Origin of the sequence: Thalassotalea litorea (assembly GCF_005843925.1) — a bacterium.
In the GTDB taxonomy this organism is placed as follows: domain Bacteria; phylum Pseudomonadota; class Gammaproteobacteria; order Enterobacterales; family Alteromonadaceae; genus Thalassotalea_A; species Thalassotalea_A litorea_A.
In genome coordinates, this window is the sequence record NZ_VCBC01000014.1 from 84,507 (window position 1) to 106,219 (window position 21,713).

At 43.9% G+C, this 21,713-nt stretch carries 13 protein-coding genes; 3 read left to right on the forward strand and 10 right to left on the reverse strand.

The window, feature by feature from the left end; all coding sequences use genetic code 11:
* Nucleotides 1–146: 146 nt before the first annotated feature.
* Complete coding sequence (locus FE810_RS13705) at nucleotides 147–3,533, reverse strand: S41 family peptidase (protein WP_138320634.1); 3,387 nt, start codon at nucleotides 3,531–3,533, stop codon at nucleotides 147–149.
* A gap of 574 nt (nucleotides 3,534–4,107) precedes the next feature.
* Between FE810_RS13705 and FE810_RS13710 the strand changes: the two genes are divergently transcribed.
* Nucleotides 4,108–6,279 carry a S8 family serine peptidase gene (locus FE810_RS13710; RefSeq protein ID WP_138320635.1) on the forward strand — a complete coding sequence of 724 codons (2,172 nt, stop codon included), beginning with the start codon at nucleotides 4,108–4,110 and terminating at the stop codon, nucleotides 6,277–6,279.
* Between the two features lie 56 nt (nucleotides 6,280–6,335).
* On the opposite strand, the gene FE810_RS13715 is transcribed toward FE810_RS13710, so the two are convergent.
* The 4 genes from FE810_RS13715 to FE810_RS13730 form a co-directional block, all read right to left on the reverse strand.
* Nucleotides 6,336–7,250, reverse strand: a complete 915-nt coding sequence (locus tag FE810_RS13715; protein WP_138320636.1) for a histone deacetylase family protein — start codon at nucleotides 7,248–7,250, stop codon at nucleotides 6,336–6,338.
* Nucleotides 7,251–7,485: 235 nt separating this feature from the next.
* On the reverse strand, nucleotides 7,486–8,247 hold the full coding sequence (locus FE810_RS13720) for a dimethylarginine dimethylaminohydrolase family protein (protein ID WP_138320637.1): 762 nt from the start codon (nucleotides 8,245–8,247) through the stop codon (nucleotides 7,486–7,488).
* A gap of 14 nt (nucleotides 8,248–8,261) precedes the next feature.
* The gene (locus FE810_RS13725) at nucleotides 8,262–9,668 is read right to left on the reverse strand and encodes an APC family permease (protein ID WP_246037062.1); all 1,407 of its coding nucleotides are present in this window, start codon (nucleotides 9,666–9,668) and stop codon (nucleotides 8,262–8,264) included.
* 334 nt (nucleotides 9,669–10,002) lie between these two features.
* A complete protein-coding gene (locus tag FE810_RS13730; protein ID WP_138320639.1) occupies nucleotides 10,003–12,303 on the reverse strand; it encodes a TonB-dependent receptor in 2,301 nt (766 codons plus the stop codon).
* Nucleotides 12,304–12,503: 200 nt separating this feature from the next.
* Here FE810_RS13730 and FE810_RS13735 point away from each other — a divergent pair, with 200 nt between their 5' ends.
* Nucleotides 12,504–14,396: a tetratricopeptide repeat-containing sulfotransferase family protein gene (locus FE810_RS13735; protein ID WP_171022370.1), complete on the forward strand. Its 1,893-nt coding sequence runs from the start codon at nucleotides 12,504–12,506 to the stop codon at nucleotides 14,394–14,396.
* Nucleotides 14,397–14,572: 176 nt separating this feature from the next.
* A complete protein-coding gene (locus FE810_RS13740; protein ID WP_138320643.1) occupies nucleotides 14,573–14,866 on the forward strand; it encodes a hypothetical protein in 294 nt (97 codons plus the stop codon).
* Between the two features lie 205 nt (nucleotides 14,867–15,071).
* On the opposite strand, the gene FE810_RS13745 is transcribed toward FE810_RS13740, so the two are convergent.
* The 5 genes from FE810_RS13745 to FE810_RS13765 all read right to left on the reverse strand — a co-directional run bounded on the left by FE810_RS13745 (nucleotide 15,072) and on the right by FE810_RS13765 (nucleotide 21,706).
* Nucleotides 15,072–16,070: a HupE/UreJ family protein gene (locus tag FE810_RS13745; protein ID WP_138320645.1), complete on the reverse strand. Its 999-nt coding sequence runs from the start codon at nucleotides 16,068–16,070 to the stop codon at nucleotides 15,072–15,074.
* Nucleotides 16,045–16,842 (reverse strand): peptidylprolyl isomerase, encoded by a 798-nt coding sequence (locus tag FE810_RS13750; protein WP_138320647.1) that lies wholly within the window; start codon nucleotides 16,840–16,842, stop codon nucleotides 16,045–16,047. Before FE810_RS13750 ends, FE810_RS13745 begins: the two co-directional genes overlap by 26 nt.
* 22 nt (nucleotides 16,843–16,864) lie before the next feature.
* Complete coding sequence (locus FE810_RS13755; protein ID WP_246037063.1) at nucleotides 16,865–18,412, reverse strand: agmatinase family protein; 1,548 nt, start codon at nucleotides 18,410–18,412, stop codon at nucleotides 16,865–16,867.
* 372 nt (nucleotides 18,413–18,784) lie between these two features.
* Nucleotides 18,785–21,112, reverse strand: coding sequence for an alpha/beta fold hydrolase domain-containing protein (locus FE810_RS13760; RefSeq protein WP_138320649.1), 2,328 nt, complete (start codon nucleotides 21,110–21,112; stop codon nucleotides 18,785–18,787).
* 291 nt (nucleotides 21,113–21,403) lie between these two features.
* Nucleotides 21,404–21,706: a hypothetical protein gene (locus FE810_RS13765; protein ID WP_138320651.1), complete on the reverse strand. Its 303-nt coding sequence runs from the start codon at nucleotides 21,704–21,706 to the stop codon at nucleotides 21,404–21,406.
* Nucleotides 21,707–21,713: the final 7 nt, after the last annotated feature.

The following is a 21,713-nucleotide window of genomic DNA, read 5'->3' on the forward strand; positions in this document are numbered from 1 at the left end:
ATCATCTTTACGAAAATACTTACCACTAGCACAATTGCCGATATAAGGAATGAAAATCGGTTAATTTTAATGGACACATTTTCTTTTTAATTTTTGAATATTACAAAAAATGATTTCAATAACCGAAGTCATCCACGTTACCGTGCCTAATCTTTCAACTGAACTGCTCGGATCGGATCGTCGGGCGACGGTTGCCGGCGCTGGTCTTGGTAATCTTGCAATTGTTCGAGCGCCACTTTCACCGCTTTTTGTAATTGCGCGTCCTTGCCTTTGGTACTCAGTAATAGATTTTCGTGAACTTCAATATCTGGCGCCACCCCTTCGTTTTCAACGGCCCAACGCCCCTGAAGATCATAAAACCCACTTCGCGGTGTTGTCATAAAACCACCGTCGACAAATGAAGGTACCCCCCAAATACCGACGAGCCCGCCCCAAGTGCGAGTGCCCACAATACTGCCAAGTTTATGGAAGCGAAACAAATATGGGAACATATCGCCACCAGAACCTGCCATTTCATTGATCAATAAGACTTTCGGCCCTGCGATAATTGCGCCGGGGCTTGTTAGCGGCCGCTCAGGGCGCAATACATTATTGAAATAGCCACTTAATTTACGATTCAGGACGTCGATCATATAGTCTGCGATAAAACCGCCGCCGTTGTAGCGCTCGTCGATAATAACGCCTTTGCGATCCGCCTGGGCAAAAAAGTAACGGTTGAAAAATGCATATCCCTTAGACCCAGTATCCGGCACCCAGACATAGGCCAACTGATTGTCTGACGCCATGGCGACATATCGGCGATTGTCTTCAACCCAGCTCATCTGCCGCAAACTTGATTCATTTTCGATGGGTTTCACCCAGTAATCCTTAGTGGTACTGGTTTTTGATGATTTTATCGTAACCTTGGTTTGTTTATTTAACGTTCCATTAAAGTATTGAAAGAAGTTGTTGTTTACCGATAGTCGCTGATCATTTACCGCGACAATCACATCGCCGGCTACAACCTGATTTGCATAGGGTGAAAACGGTGCATATTGGTTGATCGCGCTATTCCATTGCTCGCCGGTGAAAACTCGCTTAATCACAAAATTGCTGTCTTCAATGGCGATGTCTGCGCCCAATAACCCAACCTGACTTTGGGGGAGGCTGGGAAACTCACCGCCACCATTAAAAGAGTGCCCTACCGACGTTTCCGCGCCCAAATTGTCAAGCAGGTAATTTAAATCTTCCAGGTGGTTTACACCTGTAAGCAAAGGTGAATAATCCTGCCATATCTTCGGCCAGTTCGCACCGTGTAGGTTTTCCACATAAAAATAATCCCTTTGATAGCGCCATGCTTCACGGAATTTTTGTTGCCACTCCCGCTTAGGGTCAAGATATAAGTCCAGTGACAAATTGAGTCCCGGCGCATCTTTAATACTCTCAACATCATCGGCAAGCTTCCACAAACTTCCCTGTTGAGCCAATAACGCTTCACCATTTGCCGCCAAGGAGTATTGTTTAATTCCCTTGAGCAATACTTTTGATTTCTGTTCGTCAAAATCAAACAGATAAAGAGTTTTTTCTTCATCATTGAGCGTTTTTACCATCAGCAGGCCGGATTCGGCACTGCTCAGCTCACTAAAATGTCCCTTGCCAACAGGAATGGCCACCTGACGATTTTGTATGCCGGCAAAGTCTATCTTGACCTTATTATCATCTGTGCTCGTTTTGCCGGCGGTTTTACCCTCCTGGGTTTTGGATTCATCCGTATCGTTTTTGCGGCTTTGCTTTCCCTCTTCACTTTCCGGTTCAATGGGTTCTTGATCCCGTTTAAATGTTAACGGGCTTTGCCCATTTTTTTGCAAAGTAATCGCATAGACCTGATAATTCTCCATCGCTTTACCCGTTGTACTTAGGTCTAGCCAGGGGGCTTTACTGGCAAAGTCCACACTTGCAGTAATAAATAGGTATTTGCCATTCCGATCCCAGGAAAAACTTCGGTTATCGGCCATGGAATCGGTTACTGGATAGGATTTTTTCGCTGAAAAGTCATGGATGTATATATCCATTAGAAAATTTTTACCCGACTTACTGTAGGCCAGATAATTGCTGTCAGGTGACCAACTTGGTGATGTCATACCATAGGGAATAACCTGAGTATCCTGATCAATACGTTGCATGGTCCCTTGATCTTTGGTTAGTACCCAGATCCTTTGTCTTTGATCGGTAAAAGAAAGTTTTTCACCATTGGGCGACCAACGCAGATTTTTATAAAATCCTTCATCTTTTAAATCATAGTGTTGCGCATTGTGTCCAAATTGGTCGGTGACAATTAATTGATATTCCTCGGATTTATCCGAAAACCATGCGATTTGTTTGCCATCCGGCGACCACTGTGCGTCCACTTCCCGCTGCCAGGTTCGGCTCAGATTTCGCTCTTCACCTTGATCAACCGGCACGCTAAAGACTTCTCCACGGGCAACAAACAACGCCCTTTTCCCCGTTGCTGAAACAGATGCAGATTCGATATGCTTATTGGTTTGTACCCATTGTTGACGGGTCCAGGGAAAATCACCAAAAAGTTGTATTGTCACGATTTGGGGTTCGTTGTTTTTCCGGTCAGTGATAGGTGACGGCTGACCTTTCAACAGGTTGTTCTGATACAAGCGTCCATGCTGCTCCCAAACTAAGGTATCTTTCCATAGCGAGAATGATTTTACGTCATAATCCTGATGAAATGTGAGTTGCTCGACTTGATGACTGTCCCTGGCACTGCTGCGCATCCGATAAACATTCATCACCCCATCTCTGTCCGCTAAAAAGTAGATGAAATTATCAATCCAGACCGGTTGTGCCTGTTTTTCTTTCGCCCACGGTAGAAATCTTTCTTCAAGGGTATCAAGGTCAACAATGCGCAATGGCTGATTCTGGCCTCCACGGTATTTACGCCAGCCATCATCCCAGGGGGTAATTTTTTGATAAACGAATTTATTCCCCTTTGGATTGTAACTGCCGTGCTGTGCTCTTGGCATGGGCAATGATTCGGGTGTACCGCCATAGGCGTGAATGGTAAAAAATTTAGGTAGAGGAATGGGCGCCGTTTCTCGACTACTGGCAAATACAATCCGAGACGAGTCTGGACTCCATCCACGTACCATATCATCCCCTGGATGCCAGGTAAGTTGGCGGATATCACCACCACCTACTGGCATTATATAAACGTCAAAATTACCATTTAACTGGGCGCTAAATGCTATCCATTTGCCATCTGGGGATAGTTTCGGGCTTTGCGCCTGATCCTGAAATGAAGTTAATCGAAATGCTTTTTGGCTTGCTAAACTTGCTTGCCAAATGTCCTGGCCGTAGGTAAAAACGAGAGTATCCTGATGAATATCCACCTGACGCAATAACAGGTTTTGCGAATTCTCTTTTGTGGCAATGGTATTGCTTCGTGAACTGGTATCAGCAATGTCGCTCGCATAAGCAAACAGTGTTGAAAATAAGAAACCAAATAGTAAAACTAGCAAAAAAGTAAAACGCAATCGAATCATGGTATCCCATCCATTATTTTTATAAATCAGGTAGATATAGGTTCAATATTAGTTTAATGCTGAGCTTTTGCGGTAAAATTCCTTTAATACAAAAAGTAAAACTTAAACATTTTACGTGTTTAGTCGCACTTTTAATCGTAAGTTAAATTTTCAATCATTTCTGTAAATATGGTTAACGTTAATGTAACAAAAGTCTTGGAATTGTTTTTTCTTCTAACCACCTGTAATAAAAAGAATTGTTAGATAAGTGTACAAACTGTCACATTTTATATGTTAGCAGTATGTAAAATGAGCGATTCTGCCGTTGATCTGATCTCCTAGGATACTTACATTGCCTATCAAACAAGCACTTGCACGACCAGAGAAAGAACAATAAGAATAACTCGTTAATTCAAGTCATTTTACTCTCAGGCATTGTTTATATGCCCTCAGAGTTATCTGCATATGACCGCTTGAATGACCACGCCAGAGTTATCCAACATTGGCCTTAATTGGCGCCCTATCTCTCGTTATTTGCAAACAAAATAATATTTTCAATGCTTGCCTGGCTTTTAGGCACTCGAGGTTAATTTTCATGGGTTTTAAGCGACATAAGAACAACAGAGTACTTACACCATTGGCGCCAATTGCTGGCAGTATATTGGCAATCGGCTTATCGATGCCTGCCTTCGCAAATGCAGAATCAGACGATCAACAAATCATCATAACTCCAAAAGCCGGAGTGGCTATGGAGTTATTGCAAGAGCAACTAAACCGTATTGACAGCGAATTCGATACCAAAAGGGAAAAGAAGTACCAACGAGTTATGGAACGCTTTAACACCCGACTCGTGAAAGTGAAAAAAGACAAGTTGCACAAAAAGCTCTTGGCGTTAAGAAGCCACCCGTTAATTGAAACGGCCGAAGTGAATGAGCTCGTCGATTTAGCCGCAACCCCTAACGACCCGAAATTTTCCAGTGCCTGGCATTTATCAAAAATGAATGTTGATCAGGTTTGGGAGTCCGTAACGGGTAAAGGTGTTGTGGTTGCCGTGCTTGATACCGGCGTTGATGAAACACATCCCGATTTACAAGCTAACCTGTTGCCTGGCTATAACGTGGTAAGCAATAACAATGACCTAACCGATATACATGGTCATGGAACCAAGGTTTCTGGGGTGATTTCGGCAACCTCGAACAACAACCTGGGTGTTACGTCCATTGCCTGGGATAGTAAAGTCTTACCCATTAAAGTGTCAGAACGCAGCGATGGCGTTGCGTCATTTCTCGATATTGCCGACGCGCTGGTTTATGCCGCAGATAATGGCGCCGATATCGCCAATATCAGCTATCGGGTAACGCAAAGCAGTACCATTACCAATGCCGCCAAATACTTTCACGAAAAAGGTGGACTCGTTGTCGCCGCAGCCGGTAACAGTGGTGCTGATCAAAACTGTTCAGACAATCAATACATCATTACTGTTTCGGCAACAACCTCGAGTGATGCGCTTGCCAGTTGGTCAAACTTTGGCAGTTGCATGGATGTGTCCGCACCGGGCAGCGGCATTCAAACAACAACAAAAGGTGGAAACTACGGTAAAGTGAGTGGTACTTCATTTGCATCTCCTGCTACCGCCGCAGTATTGGCGCTTTTAAAAGAAAAAAACCCAACGCTAAGCAATATTGAACTGGAAAGTTTGCTAGAAGCCAATGCGGATACCAGTATGTTTAGTGGTGAATTTAGTGATAAATTTGGACATGGTCGAGTCGATGCTTATGCCTCAGTTTATCAAGGCGTTTATGTGCCAGAGCCGGAGCAAGATACCGTTGCCCCACAAGTGACGATAACCTCCCCGGTCCATAATCAAAATGTTGGCGAAACCATCAGCGTTAGTGTGGATGCCCAGGACAATGTCGGTATTACTAAAGTAAAACTGTATTTTCGTGGCAATTTATTTGCAACGGATACAAATGCTCCTTATGAATTTAGTATTGATGCCAGCAATTTAGCCGATGGCAACAAGACTCTTTATGCCCGGGCATTCGATGCAGCCGGAAATGTGACAGACTCAGAAGAGATCACCGTGAATCTAATTACGGCAGTTGAGCCAACGCCGGAGCCAGAGCCAGAGCCAATCGAAGATACTAAGGCGCCAACCGTTTACTTTGTCTCACCCGCTGAATACCAGGAAGTTTCTGGTGAAGTGGATATCGCACTGGAAGCCTTCGATGATGTAGCGATGGATTACGTTGAGGTCTATTTTAGAAATTCATTGGTGAAAACGTTACAAGTCGCACCATTTGAACTCACCATAAATGTTGGCGGGTTGCGCGATGGTGATAAAACCTTAAAGGCTGTCGCCTATGATAAGGCCGGCAATAAAACCAAAACCAGTTATTACTATATTACCGTCAACAATAGCCTCGAGCCGATTACTCCTGAGCCGGAGCCTGAGCCTGAGCCTGAGCCTGAGCCAACGGATCCTGTCATCGATACTGTGGCACCACAAGTCCGCTTTATTTCACCAAGCGTAAACGCAAATGTGAGCGACGTGCTTGATATTGAAATTGATGCCTCTGACGATCAGGCGCTGGATTACGTGCAGCTTTATTTTCGCGGCCGAGAATCCAAATTAATGATTGAGCCGCCGTTTACCCATCAAATTAACGTAAGCAATTTGCGAAGTGGTGAGAAAACCTTGGAAGCCGTGGCTTTTGATAAGGCGGGAAATTCGACAACGACGAAAATCAACGTCAATATCCAATAACTGAAAAGCCCTGAGCATGTGCTCAGGGCTTTTTGCAATTTCCGAACGAATTATTTTCAGCTTACAACATCAAAAGCCGCTTTAAATAGCTGCATATGCACATCCGCTAAAGCATCCATATCACGCTGGTAACCTCCACCAATGACTGCAGCCACCGGTAGGCCGCGTTGCACACATTGCGCAAATACCAATCGGTCTCTTTGATATACGCCTTTGGTTGTTATGTTCAGATGACCCAGATCATCATCTTGATGTATATCAACACCCGCATCATAAATTACCGCATCAATCTCATAGCAAGTTAGCGCCAACTGCAACGCCTGTTCAACGGTCTGTAGATATTCATCATCGTCTAGGTGCTTATCCAGAGGAAAGTCCATATCGGAATGTTGTTTGCGATAAGGGAAGTTCTTTTCACAGTGCAACGACACGGTAATGATGTCATCCCTACCCTGTGCCAGCGCTGCGGTACCATCACCTTGGTGGACATCACAATCAAAAATTAAAACACGATGTATATCTTCATGTTTCAGCATTTGGTCCGCCGCCAGATACAAATCATTGATCATACAAAACCCAGAGCCAAAATCAGCGAAGGCATGGTGATAGCCACCGGTCAGATTAATGGCGATACCATGGCAAAGCGCTAATTCAGCGGTTAACAATGTGCCGCCTACAGCCGTAAAGGTGCGCTCAATTAGTTGCTCCGACCAGGGAAAACCAATACGGCGCATGGCTTTGTGATCAAGCTTGTTCGAAACCAATGCTGTGACATACGATTCATCAATTAATGGTGAGGCCTGGCGATATTCCAACATAGTAGGTTGATGAAATATTTCATCTCTCACTCCGTTGTTTCGCAAGTGTTGATAAATAGATCGATATTTATCAATGGGAAAGCGGTGCCGCTCTGGCAGCTCGAGTTGGCTATAGATGGGGTGGAACACCAGAGGTATATTGAATGACTGCATGACATCCCGCAATGGATAATAAATAAGGTTTCATTGTATCTCACAACAGAGAAAACAAAAAAGCCTGGATATTGCTACCTAGGCTTTTGACGCATTACGAATTGATTGCGAGATCTGGTTTAATTCAGCGCTGAATTTTCATTCTTAGCTCTTGGCTCTTGGCTCTTGACTCTTGACCATACAAGATGGCTCCTAACAACTGGTTGTAAAAGCGTAATTAATCTCTTGCGTCTTATTAAAAACGCAGCGACAGACAACTTAAACCGCCATCCAGTTTCTGAAATTCCGACATCGCCACCTCTCGGGTTTTATAACCTAACTGTTGAATTTTCTTTAACGCTTTCGGGAAGCCTTTGGGTACTAACACCGTGCCATTGATCCAAACAGAATTCGCCGCATAGTCTTCATCCGCGTCGATCTCGATTCGATTAAATCCAACAAAATCCGGATGCGTATGCATTTCACCGAACGTTAAAAGGTTATTATTCTCTAAATAACTCAGCCCCGTTTTTAAATGCAGTAATTCTGACATCTTCACCATGGAGCCCGTCATGCCGTACGTTTCTAAATGGCCGATCAACTGACTGGCGCCTTGAGTATCGGTGCGATCCGAAAGGCCAATGTAAAAGTGCTTAGCAACCATCATAATATCACCAGCTTCGACGTGCCCTGCGCTGCTGATGCGTTCTAAATTCGGGTAAAACTCCTGAACCGCGCTTTCAATGAATTGCGTTTCGCCCCGGCGACTATCCGCACCGGGGTTAGTTAAAATCGCGCAATTGGGCGTCAATAAGGCCACATCTTCGACAAAACAGGAATCGGGGTAATCTTCCAGCGCAGGCAGTTCAGTAACCTGTAAACCACATTCTTTAAGTGCGCAGATGTAATCTTGATGTTGTTCGCAGGCTAAGCTGTAATCGGGCAAGCCCAGTTCGGCTTCGGTGAGTCCATTAACCATTGACTGGCTAGGTTTACGGACAATTGCTCTGGTAAACATGTTTGCTCCTAAATTTATTGATAAACAACCCAGGTGCCCATCAGCGCCAATATCGAAAATAATGCGCCAAGAAAAGCAATGATGAGTTGTAACATACTGATTTTTTGATTTTGTTTATAATCTTGCCATTGTAACTTTATGCTCGCCAGTGCTGTGGCGAGATAAACAATGAACACGGTAAATGTGGCAATTACCAGCAAATATTCATAGCTTTTGATCAGTGATTGAGAGTAATTAAACGACAATAGTATCACTCCTATTGCACTGGAAAATAGCAATGCCCGTACCGGTGTGCCTTTAGCATTATGTTTGCTGAAATACGTTGGGAACATGCCATCTCTCGCCCCAGCGTTCATAATTGTGCCGGTGATCATAATACACACGTTTAACGTACCGCTTATCGCAAACAACGCCCCAATCGTAATAATTGCCGCGCCAGACCTACCGGTAAGGATCTGCGCCGCATCGGTAAATGGCGAAGCGGAATGTTGCAGCTCAGATAAAGGAATAATCGACATCAATCCAAACATCGCGACCATATAAACGACAGCGGCGGTGAGCGTACCAAGAATCGAGGCTCGAGGAATGGTCTTTTTCGGTTCAATCGTATCTTCCGATGGTAAAGTCGCCGATTCCACCCCAATAAAGGCAAACATCACCAGTAAACATAATCCCGAGACCATACTAAATAATGAGTCATTCTCCGGATTCAGCGCAGGAATGTTATTTACCTCGCCAAACATAGCGCCGGCAATGCCTAAACCAACCAGAGGTAAAATTTTAATCACCGTGGTAACCAGTTGTACAGCACTCGCCTCTCGTACGCCGCGAACATTAATCGCCGTAAATACAAGAATAATCGCAATCGCGAATGCGCCGCTGTACCAGGAATTGTTGTCGATAAATGGCAGATAAGCTTTGCTATAGCCAGTAAATGACAACGCCAGAGCTGCTACCGAGGCAACTAAAGACAGCCAGTAGCCCCAGGCCACAAGACCTGCGAATTTGCGCCCAAACGCTTCTTGCACATAAAAATAAGGGCCACCTAAACCCGGCTTGCGAGCAGAGAGAAAACTATAACTTAACGCTAAGCATATCGCGCCAAAGCCAGTTACCGCCCAGGCAATAAAGCTATAACTGCCATACGGCGCTAGCAGGGCTGGCATGGTTAAAATGCCCGAGCCTATCATCATCCCCGCAACGAGCGCCCAGGAACGCCATATTCCAATGGTCTTGGGAGCATGGGTTTGCCCAGTGGGGCTTGTATCAAGACTTGTATCAATGCTTGTATCAATGCTTGTATCAATGCTTGTATCAATACTTGGCTCAAGACTCATAGCGCTTTGACTTGCGGTGTTCTGGCCTTTGGTGTTCTGGACTTCTGTGTTTTGACCTTCTGTGTTCTGAACGACTGTATTCATTATTATTTTTCTGATTTATTTTTATAGGCATGATTACCGCAAGGAACAACGGCGAAAGCAACGGGAGAAGATATCTGTGTACAAACAGAAGAAGCTAATCAAGAGCCATACTTGTTCATTGAATTTACAGTACTTTTTATGCCTTGCCTAGTCATTGCCGCAGATAGCTGTGCATATCATCGGACGGTATATCCAACGTCAGCGATGCTTGCTAACTTAATTCATACATTGAGTGAGTTCAGGACATAATCTCTTCAATACATTTGCTATTATTCATAAAAAAACCAGCCCGAATTCGGGCTGGCTTTTTAACAAACGAATAATTGACAACTTATCAGAAGTTGTAAGTGACGCTAACCCCCCAAGTGCGAGGGTTACCCCAGTTCGCCTGCAGCGATGCGACATTAGGCGCTGCGCCCGGATTAAATACCGCAACTCGGTTTAGCACCGCTTCATCTTCAATATTTAACACAAAGGCCTGCGCTTCCAAAGTACCACTGGCTGATTGCCAAATAACACGAAAATCTGATTTGGTATAACCGTCTTGTTTTACGCCATCAAGATTAAAATCAGAGGCATAGTAATCACTGACATAGGAAGTCTGGAAGTATGGGCGGATCACACCAAAATCGGCTAGATCGAAGTCATAACTGGCTTGAAATCCTAACGTCAGATCCGAGGCCAAAGCCGGACGCCAACCACTTAGATTAATCAGCGGACTATCACTTGGCTCAGATTGCCTGTCATTGATATCACCAAGGCCCGTTACTTTGGAAACTTTATAATCACCAAATTCTGCATCCATTAATGCCAGTTGCGCCGACACGTTCAGGCCATTACCTGGCTGATAGGCCAGTTCTAATTCAAGCCCCATTGCATCCAATTCACCGCCATTTTCGGTATATTCACTGGCATTACCATTGATCAGCACAAACGATTGCGCCTGCATATCTTCGTATTGATTATAATAAGCCGAGGCATTGAATGTCAGACTGTTATCCAACCAGGTACTCTTGTAACCAAGTTCCCATGCGGTTACGGTTTCCGGATCATAAGATGGTGGTACGCCGTTACCGCCTGCACCATTAAGACCACCAGCACGATAGCCCGTGGACACCTGCGCGTATGCCATAACATCATCATTTAGATCATGCTCATAGCCAAGTTTCCACAATACCTTGTCCCAAGTGCTTTTCTCACCCTGTCCATACAGAACTGGAATAACTGGTGGCCATACGCTCCAGTCAGCATTGTCCCAGTCCAGAGGATCACGCTGTTGTTTGCTGTCTTCTGCATAACGCAGACCGCCGACAACACGGTTATCTTCATCAAGGTCATAAGTAACATGCGCAAATGCACCAAATGAATCACTGACGTAATCGCCATCGCGATCCCAGTGCGGAACCTCAAGCTCATCATTATTTAACTGCAACCAGTTCCAGTTGGCCGTCTGCTCGAAGTAATACAAACCAAGTAACCACTCCAGAGCGTTATCCGTATTGGAAATTAACTGCAGTTCGTGTGAGGTGGTATCCTGCGTTGATGTCCAGCCGACAAAACCACTGTTGACTGGGTCAGCACCATCGGTGTAATCCGGATCGTACCATTGTTCCCCGTCAAACTCAGTTAAGTTTGCGGTGTACTGCAAAGTCGCAAAGTCAAAATCATATTCCACATTCAGAGTATAAAAATCCGTTTGAATATCCACACCTGACTGCATATTACGAGCCACTTTCCATGGGCCTTGGTCAAATACCGAAGGATCGGAAGCGCCTTCGTAAGCATCGGCATATAGGTGGCCAGGAGAATACATCCCATCGATGTAACCACCGATTTGTTGATAACCCCAAATCGCATTACCATTGCCTTTAGAGGTTGACGTACCTAATCGCAATGTAACGTCCAACTCCTCTACCGGAGACCAGCGGAATGCGCCACGAAAATAATCGATATCTTTATCGCTTAGATCGTCACTGGTACCATCCACATAGGTATTTTCGATGTAACCGTCATGGCTATCTCCCATCACCGCAAAGCGCGCGGCAAAAGTATCACCAATTGGAACATTGATCGCGCCTTCATAACGCAGACGATCATAGGAACCGACGACGGCATTAAGATATCCTTCAACTTCATCAAAGTTTGGCTTTCGAGTGTGAATATTGATGGTTCCACCAAAGGTATTACGACCGTATAGCGTGCCTTGCGGCCCACGTAACACTTCGATTCGATCAACATCAACGTAGGCGCCAAGCGCCTGAGTGGTGGTAGCGACATAAACACCATCTTCAAAAATACCGACAACCTGTTCAGCTTCGGTACCAACGTTATTGGTTCGGGTTCCCCGAAGCGCAAGACGCACTTCATTACCGGACTGACCAAACTTCATGCCAGGTACAACATGTTCTAAACGGGTAATATCTTCAATACCCGCTCTTTTAATAGCCTCGGCGTCAAGGGCAGTTACGGCAACAGAAACATCTTGCACAGCGGCATTACGTTTTGTCGCTGTAACAACAATTTGTTCAATCTCGTCATCAACTTCAGCAATTTGCTCTTCAGCAAACGCGTTCATACTCAAGGCTGAAATGATACCGACCGACAGCGCATGTAACTTAAATCGTGAACGCTCCATGTATTCTCCTTTGTTATTGTTATTAATTTAACGACTTGGTTTAATTTTGTACTTCGAATTCATTTTTTAGTCAACAGCAAATCATAAAGTCTTACGCAAAATAATTTAACCTATAGACAACCCCTTTATAAATGGAGCATCATTGATAAAAGAAAACAAGACGAATGAGTGACTACGAAGTCACAAAAAGATTCAAAACTATGAATTTGAAAGCAATTTTGGCGGCTATACATCGAGGTGAATTACAGCAAAGTAAAAAGTCTCTACAACAGTATTTAAAAACATCACCAGATAGCGTTGACGGGTTAAATCTATTAGGGCTGTGCTATCAAAAAGAGGCGATGACTGAGCGAGCGACACTCTGCTTTAGCAAAGCGGTTGACGTTAATCCCAAGCACCTGAAGTCTCGAGTCAATCTGGCTATCTGTGAGGCGCAAGTTCACCAATATGATTCGGCGATTGCATCATTTAAAATATGTGAAAGGCTTTCTGCAGATAATATCGATGTATTAAATTCGCTTGGCAATTTGTATCGGATAGTCGGTAAATTCGATTTAGCCATGCAATATCTGCAAAAAGCTCAGCGTCTAGCACCTAATCATCCGGGCATTGCAGAAAACATCGCCTTATTAAACCTTAAAATTGGTCATTTTGAGGTTGCGAAGCAAGGTTTTAAACAGCTGCTTCTTGCATTTCCGAATCGAGTGGAACTGCATCTGGGGATCTCTGAGTGCTGGTATAAATTAGGAGAACCTGAGCGGGCGAAATCGCAGTTACGGCCTTTATTGCAACAATCTAAATTACTGGATAAGGTTTATAATCTACTCGCGGTAATCGCAAAGAAATCAGAAAATATTGCCGAAGCCACGGATTATTATTTGTCTGCGCTTAAGCAAAATAACAATAATGCCGAGATACATTTTAATCTTGCGCTTTTATATAAAGAACTCGGCCAGACAACACTAAGCCAAAATCACTTTCTTAGTGCCATTCATATCCAGAAAAATTGGTTTGAAGCCTATTTTCATTTGGCTTATTCCCCTAAGTTTATATTTAGTGACCAGCAAGCCAAGAGTATGCTGGAACTCGCGCGCAAACATGACGGGCATCCTGATCTCTATTGGTTACAATTTGCCTGTGCAAAATATTACGAGGGCGAAAAACAGTACCAAAAATCTTTCGAGTCTCTTAAAAAGGCGAGACAGTGCTTTGCACTGCATCGCAATACGTCCAACGTAAAGCCCCGCCCTTTTGCCAAGTTAAAACAAATGCCGATAACGAAACAGGTGTTCGACCCCCACCGAAAACTAGAAACGCCAGACTTTGTATTCATCACCGGATTACCTCGCTCGGGAACAACATTGACGGAGCAGATTTTGGCAGGTCATCACAATACCTTTGCCATTGGTGAATCTGGGCTGGTCAGTCAACTCGCAACACATGTAGAACGCTTAACAGGTAAACCCTACTATCTGGGCGTTTACGACCTATCTAGAGAAAGAAAACAAGAATTGATCAAACACCAATGCCGCATGCGACGTCTTGCCACTGATAAGTGTATCGTCGATGCCAGTCCCAACAATTTGTTTTACATCGGTTTTATTAATGAGATGTTCCCCTGCAGCAAGGTGGTTATTTGCAGGCGTTCTCCTCTTGATAACTGCCTGTCAATTTATCAGCACCCTTTAGAACGACAGGCCTATTCAGATACGTTAAACGCATTAGCAGAGCATTATCAGCAATGTCACCAGCTAACTGTGCATTGGTTAACTCAATTGCCTGAAACCTGTAAAGAGCTGGTTTATGAAAATTTAGCCTGTCAGCCGAAAAAGTACATTACAATGCTATTAACTCAGATAGGTCTTGATATCGATGACGCATGTTTTCATCCGCAAAATAATGCACGGCTAGTACGAACGCCAAGCAGTGAGCAAGTCAGGCAACCTATTTCAACAAATTCCATTGGCAAGTGGCAAACATTTGCTCCTTATATTGAAAAACTGACCACCCCGTTAGCGCCACTTGAAATAAGTCATCAACAACGAATTTCTATGGTTTTAGAGAAAAACAAAAGTCAGAAACCTTACCAATAGGGTCATAATTTCTTACCTTTCCAGCTAAAAAGACTAGTGAGATTTATGGAGCTTTAATAATAAATACCGACAAGGAAGCCGCGTGTACTGTCATCATGACAAAAAGTGCAAGATTCACAAAATTACGACACTTTTTCGGTTAATGTATAGCAATCGTTATACGATTAAGGAAAACCATGTATAAACTCTTGGCATTATTTATATTTTTACCGTTTGTATCATTCGCAGAAAATATTGAATTGGTAGAAAAATTTATTCAATTGACGGATGCGACCAAAGTAAAAGGCGCATCTCAAAAAGATATTGATAAGGTTGCCGCATTGCTTGCAGATGACATGCGTTATCAACACCCTAATTTCAATGCCGACTTAACCAAGGTGCAATTTATCGAGGGTTTATCCCGATATTTGAGGGTTGTAGATGCGATGGATACCGTCATTACCACAAAATTATGGGTTCTGACGCGATAACCATGGCCTTTATTACGACAACGGTCAACAATGGTAAAACAGGCATCGACGAGCGGCCATTAATGCGCTTGTTCGAGTTTAAACAAGGTAAAATCACACTCGTTAGAGAGTATTGGTAACCCTGGCACTGCAAAAGCATTGTTCAGGTTATAGTTGTGGTTTCAGTTATAGTGAATAAAAGTGAGACTATTTGGGTGTACCTAGATCACAGAGCGGTTATCGTTACCAACCTTTCAACAAACCAATAACCGGCTATGCACCCTGTAAACATCAGAATACCGTTGCGAACGCGTTGGTAATGCTTACCTAAATTGATTACTTTTTGGAATACTGTAAAGACCATAACAAATAGGATCTGACCAACCTCTACCCCCAAATTGAAAAAAATGAGTGTGGGCCACTTCTGAGTTTCTGCAGCACTGAGCTCTGCAAGTGCACTGGCAAAGCCCAACCCATGAAGCAGACCAAAGGCTCCAATGATGAATATAATTCGCCAATTCCAGTAAAGGTCTTGTTTGCCTTTTGCCATTAGCGACTGCCTGGCCATTAAGATTATTGAAAAGGCAATCAGGCTTTCCACTGGCGCAACCGCTACTGACAGGACATTGAAATAGCTCAGCCCAAGAGTCAGAGAGTGTCCGAGCGTAAATGCAGTGATTATTGCTATCAACTGGCGACCACGCATAAGAAAACAAAGACAGAGAATAAAAAGGAGATGATCCCATCCAAACCAGATGTGTTCTATGCCTTCATACAAATAAGTGATCGCGAGTGTTGACAGTGTTTGTAGGCTAGCGCTTTGATTTGACAGAGGAATATCAATCCCTGCGGGACCCGGTATTAGATTGTGTATATGCTTTGGCTGAGAGGAAACGTCGTTGACAAATCGAGCACCGTCCAAACGCCAGGGCGTTCGAATCGTTCCCTGTAGTGGTTCTGAGCAATAAAAATTATAAAAAATGCGAATACTTTGTGAGCGGTCAGCGCGCTTTGTTTCCTTTAGTTCGCATCCCTGTGGAAGAGTAATGCCAGCGCCCGAAAAACTCGATACCGGAATGGTCGCACTCAAGACGTAAAACCCATCTCCAGGGGCGCTCGACAATCGCAGGTGGCCGAGTTGAAAAACATCGGCCTGTACAATGCCAGTCCAAAGCAGACATGTCAGTATGTAGGCGGCGCTACCCCTGAGTATCGTTGCGAACATGATATTTCTTACGCAAATTCAGCATGAATTTTTCGATCGACTCTCTCTCCAAAGCCGTTGTTACATCGATTCTAACCTGGTCTCGTATATCGGGATACGGTATCAGGCTCGGAGCATGCCACTCCCGAACTCTGGTAACAAACCAACCTTTGTCTCCGACAGACATAGCAAACCACTTGCCCTGTTCAGCCCTCTCTAACTGCGCCAGCTGAGCCTTATCATAAAGCGCACGCAGTACACTCTTTCCGTAGCGGTCAAAGCTACGCCGCTGAACCTTGCCGATGTGTTTCAACTCGGGCTCTTTCGCCAAAAGAGACAATATTTGCGTGGTGCTCTTCGGTGCTTCGGGGAAATGAAACTGGTCAAAACTGATCTCAGATTCCGTTTTGTATATATCGAGATTACTGGAATAGTAATCCAGCAATTCGCCTTCGTCAGGAAGGTTAATATTGCTGACCATGTCGAGACGCATTCGCTCGACTAATACATCCCGAACCCTAGGGTCGTACCGATGAACCCCTTGTTCAAGGGCTTCCAGAAACAGGATTTCCCTATCAATAAACGCTTGAATGGTCCTTGCTTCCTCTTGTTCTTGCAAGGGCCTGCCAAGAAGCATAACTCGCTCTTCAAGTAATTGATTTTTGGTATAGTCGGAAACATCAACAGAATAGGTTGCGGTAGGTTTGTAATAGCTATGGACGCTAAAGATGATGGCACCACATAAGATAAACAGCCAGAGCGGATCCTTGATTAACCGGTCAATGAAAAGCATACCTATTCCCTAAAATCAAAAATCAGCGTTCGTTTGGCTCATTATTATTTTTCTTCTCTTCTGGCTTTTTTCCTGTGCCATAGAGAGGATCTGTTTTTTCCGTTTTTTCCGCTGCAACTGCTTTCATTCCGGCCTCAGGTTGCTGGTGTTCTGTGGTCAGTTCGGAAAAGTAGTTTTCTTCAACAATGCCCTTTTTGTGCATCGCAATGCCCGTCAAACAAGCGTTAACAATATAGTTAGCATTCATGGCAGAACGATAGGTTGGGTCCAGATTTGGCGCTAGCTCAACCAGTTCAAATCCAATAATATCGTTTTGTGCGCAAAGGTTTCTGACGATTGGCATCGCTTCACGCATTGTCAGTCCGCCTGGGACTGGTGTACCTGTGCCTGGAATAAAAGCCGGGTCCAGAACATCCACGTCAAATGAAATAAAGAGTTTCTCAGTATTCTCCCGTGCTTCGCGAAGTGCATCAGTCATAACTGCATCCCAGCCACGTTTTTCAACCTCTGCCATGGTATGGTATCGCATGCCATTAGTACGCATCCATTCAAAACCTTCCTTGCCAGGCCACCCGCCACGCAGCCCTACCTGTATGAAATTTTTACCGGGAATGTGACCTTCCTTTATGAGGCGGTATACCGGTTGACCATGGGTAATAAAATGAGCGGCACCTTTGCCGGCATCATAATGTGAGTCAAAGTGAATCACACTAAAACTACCTTTCCCATGAACGTCTGCAAGGCCTGCAACATCGGGGTACTCAAGGCTATGGTCACCGCCGATGATAAAAGGTATAGCACCAGTTTTGGCAATTTCAGCGACGCGTTCACGCACATGATGTACCGTAACCTCAGTGCTCCAGTTATCGACGGCGATATCCCCGTAATCGACAACCATCAACTCTTTACTGGGGTTGATCATGGTGGTCATATCGATTTCGCCGATCCCTTGCTCATTGCGCATTGCCATTGGCCCAAACTTCTGACCTCGGTGATAACTCCCCATATCCAGAGGTGCGCCAACAATCGCAACCTCAACCTTACCTGCAATCAGATCTTCTGGGTATAAGGCGATAGGAAACCCACCAAAAGTTGCGATACCGCTCGTTGGTTCAGCGTACCGACTTACGTGAAAAGGCCCTGGTTCACGTTTTGGCTCAACGTCCCTTGGACGCGCGACTTTCCACCAATTAAACCATGAGGAATCTGTATTTAATGGAATAGCTGACAAGTCAGAATCTTTGTTGTACGCATATTGGGAAAGGGTCGATTGGACTGCGTCGATGTACGCTTCGATTTCTTCTGTCGATTTTTTTTCGAGAACAACAATAAGTTTTTCTCGTGAACCCGCAAAAATTTCAGCATCCTCTTTTTGCAGAAACATGCGCTTCTCTTCAGGTAACGAAGCAACGCGCTCAGCCAACCAGTCGGGAAGCTGAATAAGTTTTTCTTTCTCCCCTTCCTGAGCCAGTGAAACTATTGAGACAGGTGCGAGTACCATTGTAAATGCTAATGCCTTTAAGCCTCGTCCAATATGCTTGCTTAACCATGGAGTTAATTTTGTACGCATCTTGACCTCACCTTCCCTTAGTTCAATCGTTAGTAACTCTATAATCGACTCGAAAGCAAATAAATTCAAGTTTTACTGCAAGTTGCAGTACTTTACATAATGAATTGGCTTAGTTTTACACAAATGAACTTGGACGAAATTTCGATAATTATTAATCACCTTTTGGACAATCAGCCACGAACCAAATACAGTGAAACTGGCACACGATAATAGAGAGTTTTTACTGAACAATGCTAGAAGCGGACTTCCCCTAGAGCTCAATTCGAACTGCTCCGACTCGGACCATTCTGGCAAAACTAAAAAACCGTGGCCAATTTAACTTGATCACTACACCCTAAATTCCCGACGTAGTTAAAATTAAATAACATGTCACTACTTAGGCAATTTCTTTTCAGACTTTTTCTTGCCTTGATCATGAGGCACAGTGCACTCACTCATGATTTGCTTTTCATTGTCAGCTATATCTGTCGCAATGGCGGTAATGTTATAGACTCGATCGTTTCCCTTCCCGAGTCGAGATACCCTTAAATAAACCTCACCTCCGCTAATTAATGTTGCATCATCATTAGCCACGTTTTCGTTGTGACTGGCAACTAAATTGATATCCTTCAGACCGGATAATGTATCTGATGCATTGACCATTGCTACTTTTTCGAATTTATTATTTGGAGGCCAAAGTAAACAATCCGGGCTCGGCATCCCTTCTATGATTGGTAAGGTTTTATCTAAATTAATGATTTCACCAATCGACCCGATGTTTCCAGCAAGATCAGTTGCAAAGCCATTAACCTCGATACCTTCACCCTCTTCAGTAATTAAAATGGGTTCTGACAATTCCAAAATGCCGGATAATTCATCGATAGCAAAGAAAGTTACTGTCACATCTTCGTTGTTCCAATTATCAGCATTAGCTTCAGGAAAAGCATTGACCGACATTGTTGGAGGTGTTTTATCGAGTTTTACGATCAGCTCTTGTTCATCCTCCACATTCCCTTTTTCGTCATAAGCCCAATAAGTCAACGTCGAGGTCCCCTCAAGATTGACGTGAATCTGTACCTGATCACCTTTTTCATGGCCAATATCACTTTGAGCCCCGACTAGCGAATATTTGATGCCAGCAACGCCGGAACCATTCACATTGTCATGAGCATTAATACTGACGACGATATCTGCGTTATTCCACCCGTTACTATTAGGCGCTATCGATATGTTAGCCGCACTTATCGGAGGAGTTGTGTCTTCAGAGGGTAATCCGCCTCTTTCGGTAATAATAATATTTGTAACAGTAATAAGATCTTCAGAAACCATATCAAGGTGCGGACGTTCTGGTTCATCACAGTTGAAGCAGTCTCCATGAAACCACAAGCCTGGCTCTTCAGCGGCCATTGATATTAAAAAGTCTTTGGCATTTTCGCAATCGTTTGTCGGACACTTCCAATTAGGCGCATGAACGGCCTTTAAGAAGGGAGGCAAATTGGGTAACCCACGGAATCCGACTATTTCGCCATGTCCGTCTAAGTTATTACAATGGATTCTGGTTTGATTCGTAAAGTGATAATCACGCGGGTCAAATTGCAAAACATTAGAGCACGTTTTATCAATAAAACCTTCTCCATCCCCATTTTTTTTTACAGGAAATTGATAATTCGGGTCACCTAAGGCCGAACCTGGCGATGTGTGAAACCCCAGAGGTATATTATTGGTATAGTCAAATGGAAACACAGCTTCTTTTTGCCAGCGATGATAAAGCCGTCGTATGTTGCCACTGAAACCAACCTTTCTACTGACATAATAAGGCAAATTATTGTTAGGACATTTAAGGGGACTCAAATTTTTAATCAAAGGTGGCTTCGATAATATTGCCCCTTGGGGACCACATTTATATTGTGTTTTAAATAATCTAGGGTCGTAATCAATACATAGGCCCAATGAGTTTCGATTGCACCCCCACTGCCTGAAACCTAACAAGTCGTTAGCTACTCGCCACCTCGTCCAGTTAAAGGTTTCTGCGCCGTCGGCTGCACCTAATGGTGCAAGTACTCCACGGGGTAAGCTACGATTACCAACTGGATCTAGCGGAGCAAGTAAATCAATAGTGTTATAAGTTGAGGCGCCTAATCTAACGACGGAGTTACCTCCCATGCTGTGGCCAGCAACTATGATAATTGCGTCTGGGTTGTTAATTTTGATGGTTCGTATAAAGGTGTCTGCATCGCTTTGAAATTCATAATCTTCATCAGGTTTAGCTTTGTCGAGAAATAAGTTTAAAGCTGGAACAAAACCGCCTGCTGAGGTTAATAAATTGCCTGGATTCGATTCGTTATTACGGAGCGGGCCAGCCATGTATGGTTTGAGCAGATTATTCCACCAAGAGTAATGTACATACCCATTATTTTGAGCAATAAAGTGTGCAAAATCGAATAAAAACAGTTCATCTAGCTCCGGGTTGCGTTCGTATCCGCTCACAAATATTGCATAGATACTGCAATTGTCAGGGACTTCTATCGGCGCTCTGTTGAGTGGGATTGAAATTGTACTGCCGTCGCCACACATTTGTTGTCCGTCAGGACTTGGCGCTGCCAATGAGATCGAAACCCCATTAAATACCAAGCCAATTAAAAAAATGAACGTTCCAATTAATTTCTTTCGAAAAATTGGTGAATGCCTATGTGCAGCTGCAAAACAGGCGAGGATGTGCATAATAGCTCCGAGAATACATCGTTGCGAAGTTGATTAGCCGTTGTCCCGCTTTGAACTACCCCAAGGACAGCCACTAATCAAGTTGGAGCTTCCTTTGCAATATGCATGCCGTGGAGACCTGAGGCACAGTGATTAGGGATACGCAAAATTTAGAACGTTTAATATTATGAATTTTGTAAAGAATGCGGACACATATTCATTGTTGAGTTGTCTTAGCCTGTCCACTTCCCCTAATCTGAAACAGACTTAACTGGAGTTTTCAGCAATGATTAATGCAGGAGACGACTATGATTATTCAACGTCGTCTCTCGCACCCGTTTCGTACAAAATTCTGGGTGACGGTTCGCCGACAAAATTACCTTCCAATCCGAAAGTTTTTGCAGGCCTTAACATATAAAGCACTTCTCTTGATATCGCGACACAGTGGTCTTCCATTATGTGCATCGTCAATTCTTCAGGGCTATTGCAATAGTGAACTCCTTTGTCGCATTCTTCGCAATAACGCAAATCAGGATCTTCTGTTTCAGTGAGGTGCTTCCATTTCTGACTGCACTTTTTACCGATAGAACAATTACGGATTTTGGGCTTTGGCATAACTTGA

Excerpts from the sequence above, each read along its gene's own strand:
- FE810_RS13760 (WP_138320649.1), bottom strand. The coding sequence starts at position 21,112 with ATGCACATCCTCGCCTGTTTTGCAGCTGCACATAGGCATTCACCAATT.
- FE810_RS13755 (WP_246037063.1), bottom strand. The coding sequence starts at position 18,412 with ATGCGTACAAAATTAACTCCATGGTTAAGCAAGCATATTGGACGAGGC.
- FE810_RS13715 (WP_138320636.1), bottom strand. The coding sequence starts at position 7,250 with ATGCAGTCATTCAATATACCTCTGGTGTTCCACCCCATCTATAGCCAA.
- FE810_RS13735 (WP_171022370.1), top strand. The coding sequence starts at position 12,504 with ATGAATTTGAAAGCAATTTTGGCGGCTATACATCGAGGTGAATTACAG.
- FE810_RS13745 (WP_138320645.1), bottom strand. The coding sequence starts at position 16,070 with ATGTTCGCAACGATACTCAGGGGTAGCGCCGCCTACATACTGACATGT.
- FE810_RS13710 (WP_138320635.1), top strand. The coding sequence starts at position 4,108 with ATGGGTTTTAAGCGACATAAGAACAACAGAGTACTTACACCATTGGCG.
- FE810_RS13765 (WP_138320651.1), bottom strand. The coding sequence starts at position 21,706 with ATGCCAAAGCCCAAAATCCGTAATTGTTCTATCGGTAAAAAGTGCAGT.
- FE810_RS13705 (WP_138320634.1), bottom strand. The coding sequence starts at position 3,533 with ATGATTCGATTGCGTTTTACTTTTTTGCTAGTTTTACTATTTGGTTTC.
- FE810_RS13740 (WP_138320643.1), top strand. The coding sequence starts at position 14,573 with ATGTATAAACTCTTGGCATTATTTATATTTTTACCGTTTGTATCATTC.
- FE810_RS13750 (WP_138320647.1), bottom strand. The coding sequence starts at position 16,842 with ATGCTTTTCATTGACCGGTTAATCAAGGATCCGCTCTGGCTGTTTATC.
- FE810_RS13720 (WP_138320637.1), bottom strand. The coding sequence starts at position 8,247 with ATGTTTACCAGAGCAATTGTCCGTAAACCTAGCCAGTCAATGGTTAAT.
- FE810_RS13730 (WP_138320639.1), bottom strand. The coding sequence starts at position 12,303 with ATGGAGCGTTCACGATTTAAGTTACATGCGCTGTCGGTCGGTATCATT.
- FE810_RS13725 (WP_246037062.1), bottom strand. The coding sequence starts at position 9,668 with ATGAATACAGTCGTTCAGAACACAGAAGGTCAAAACACAGAAGTCCAG.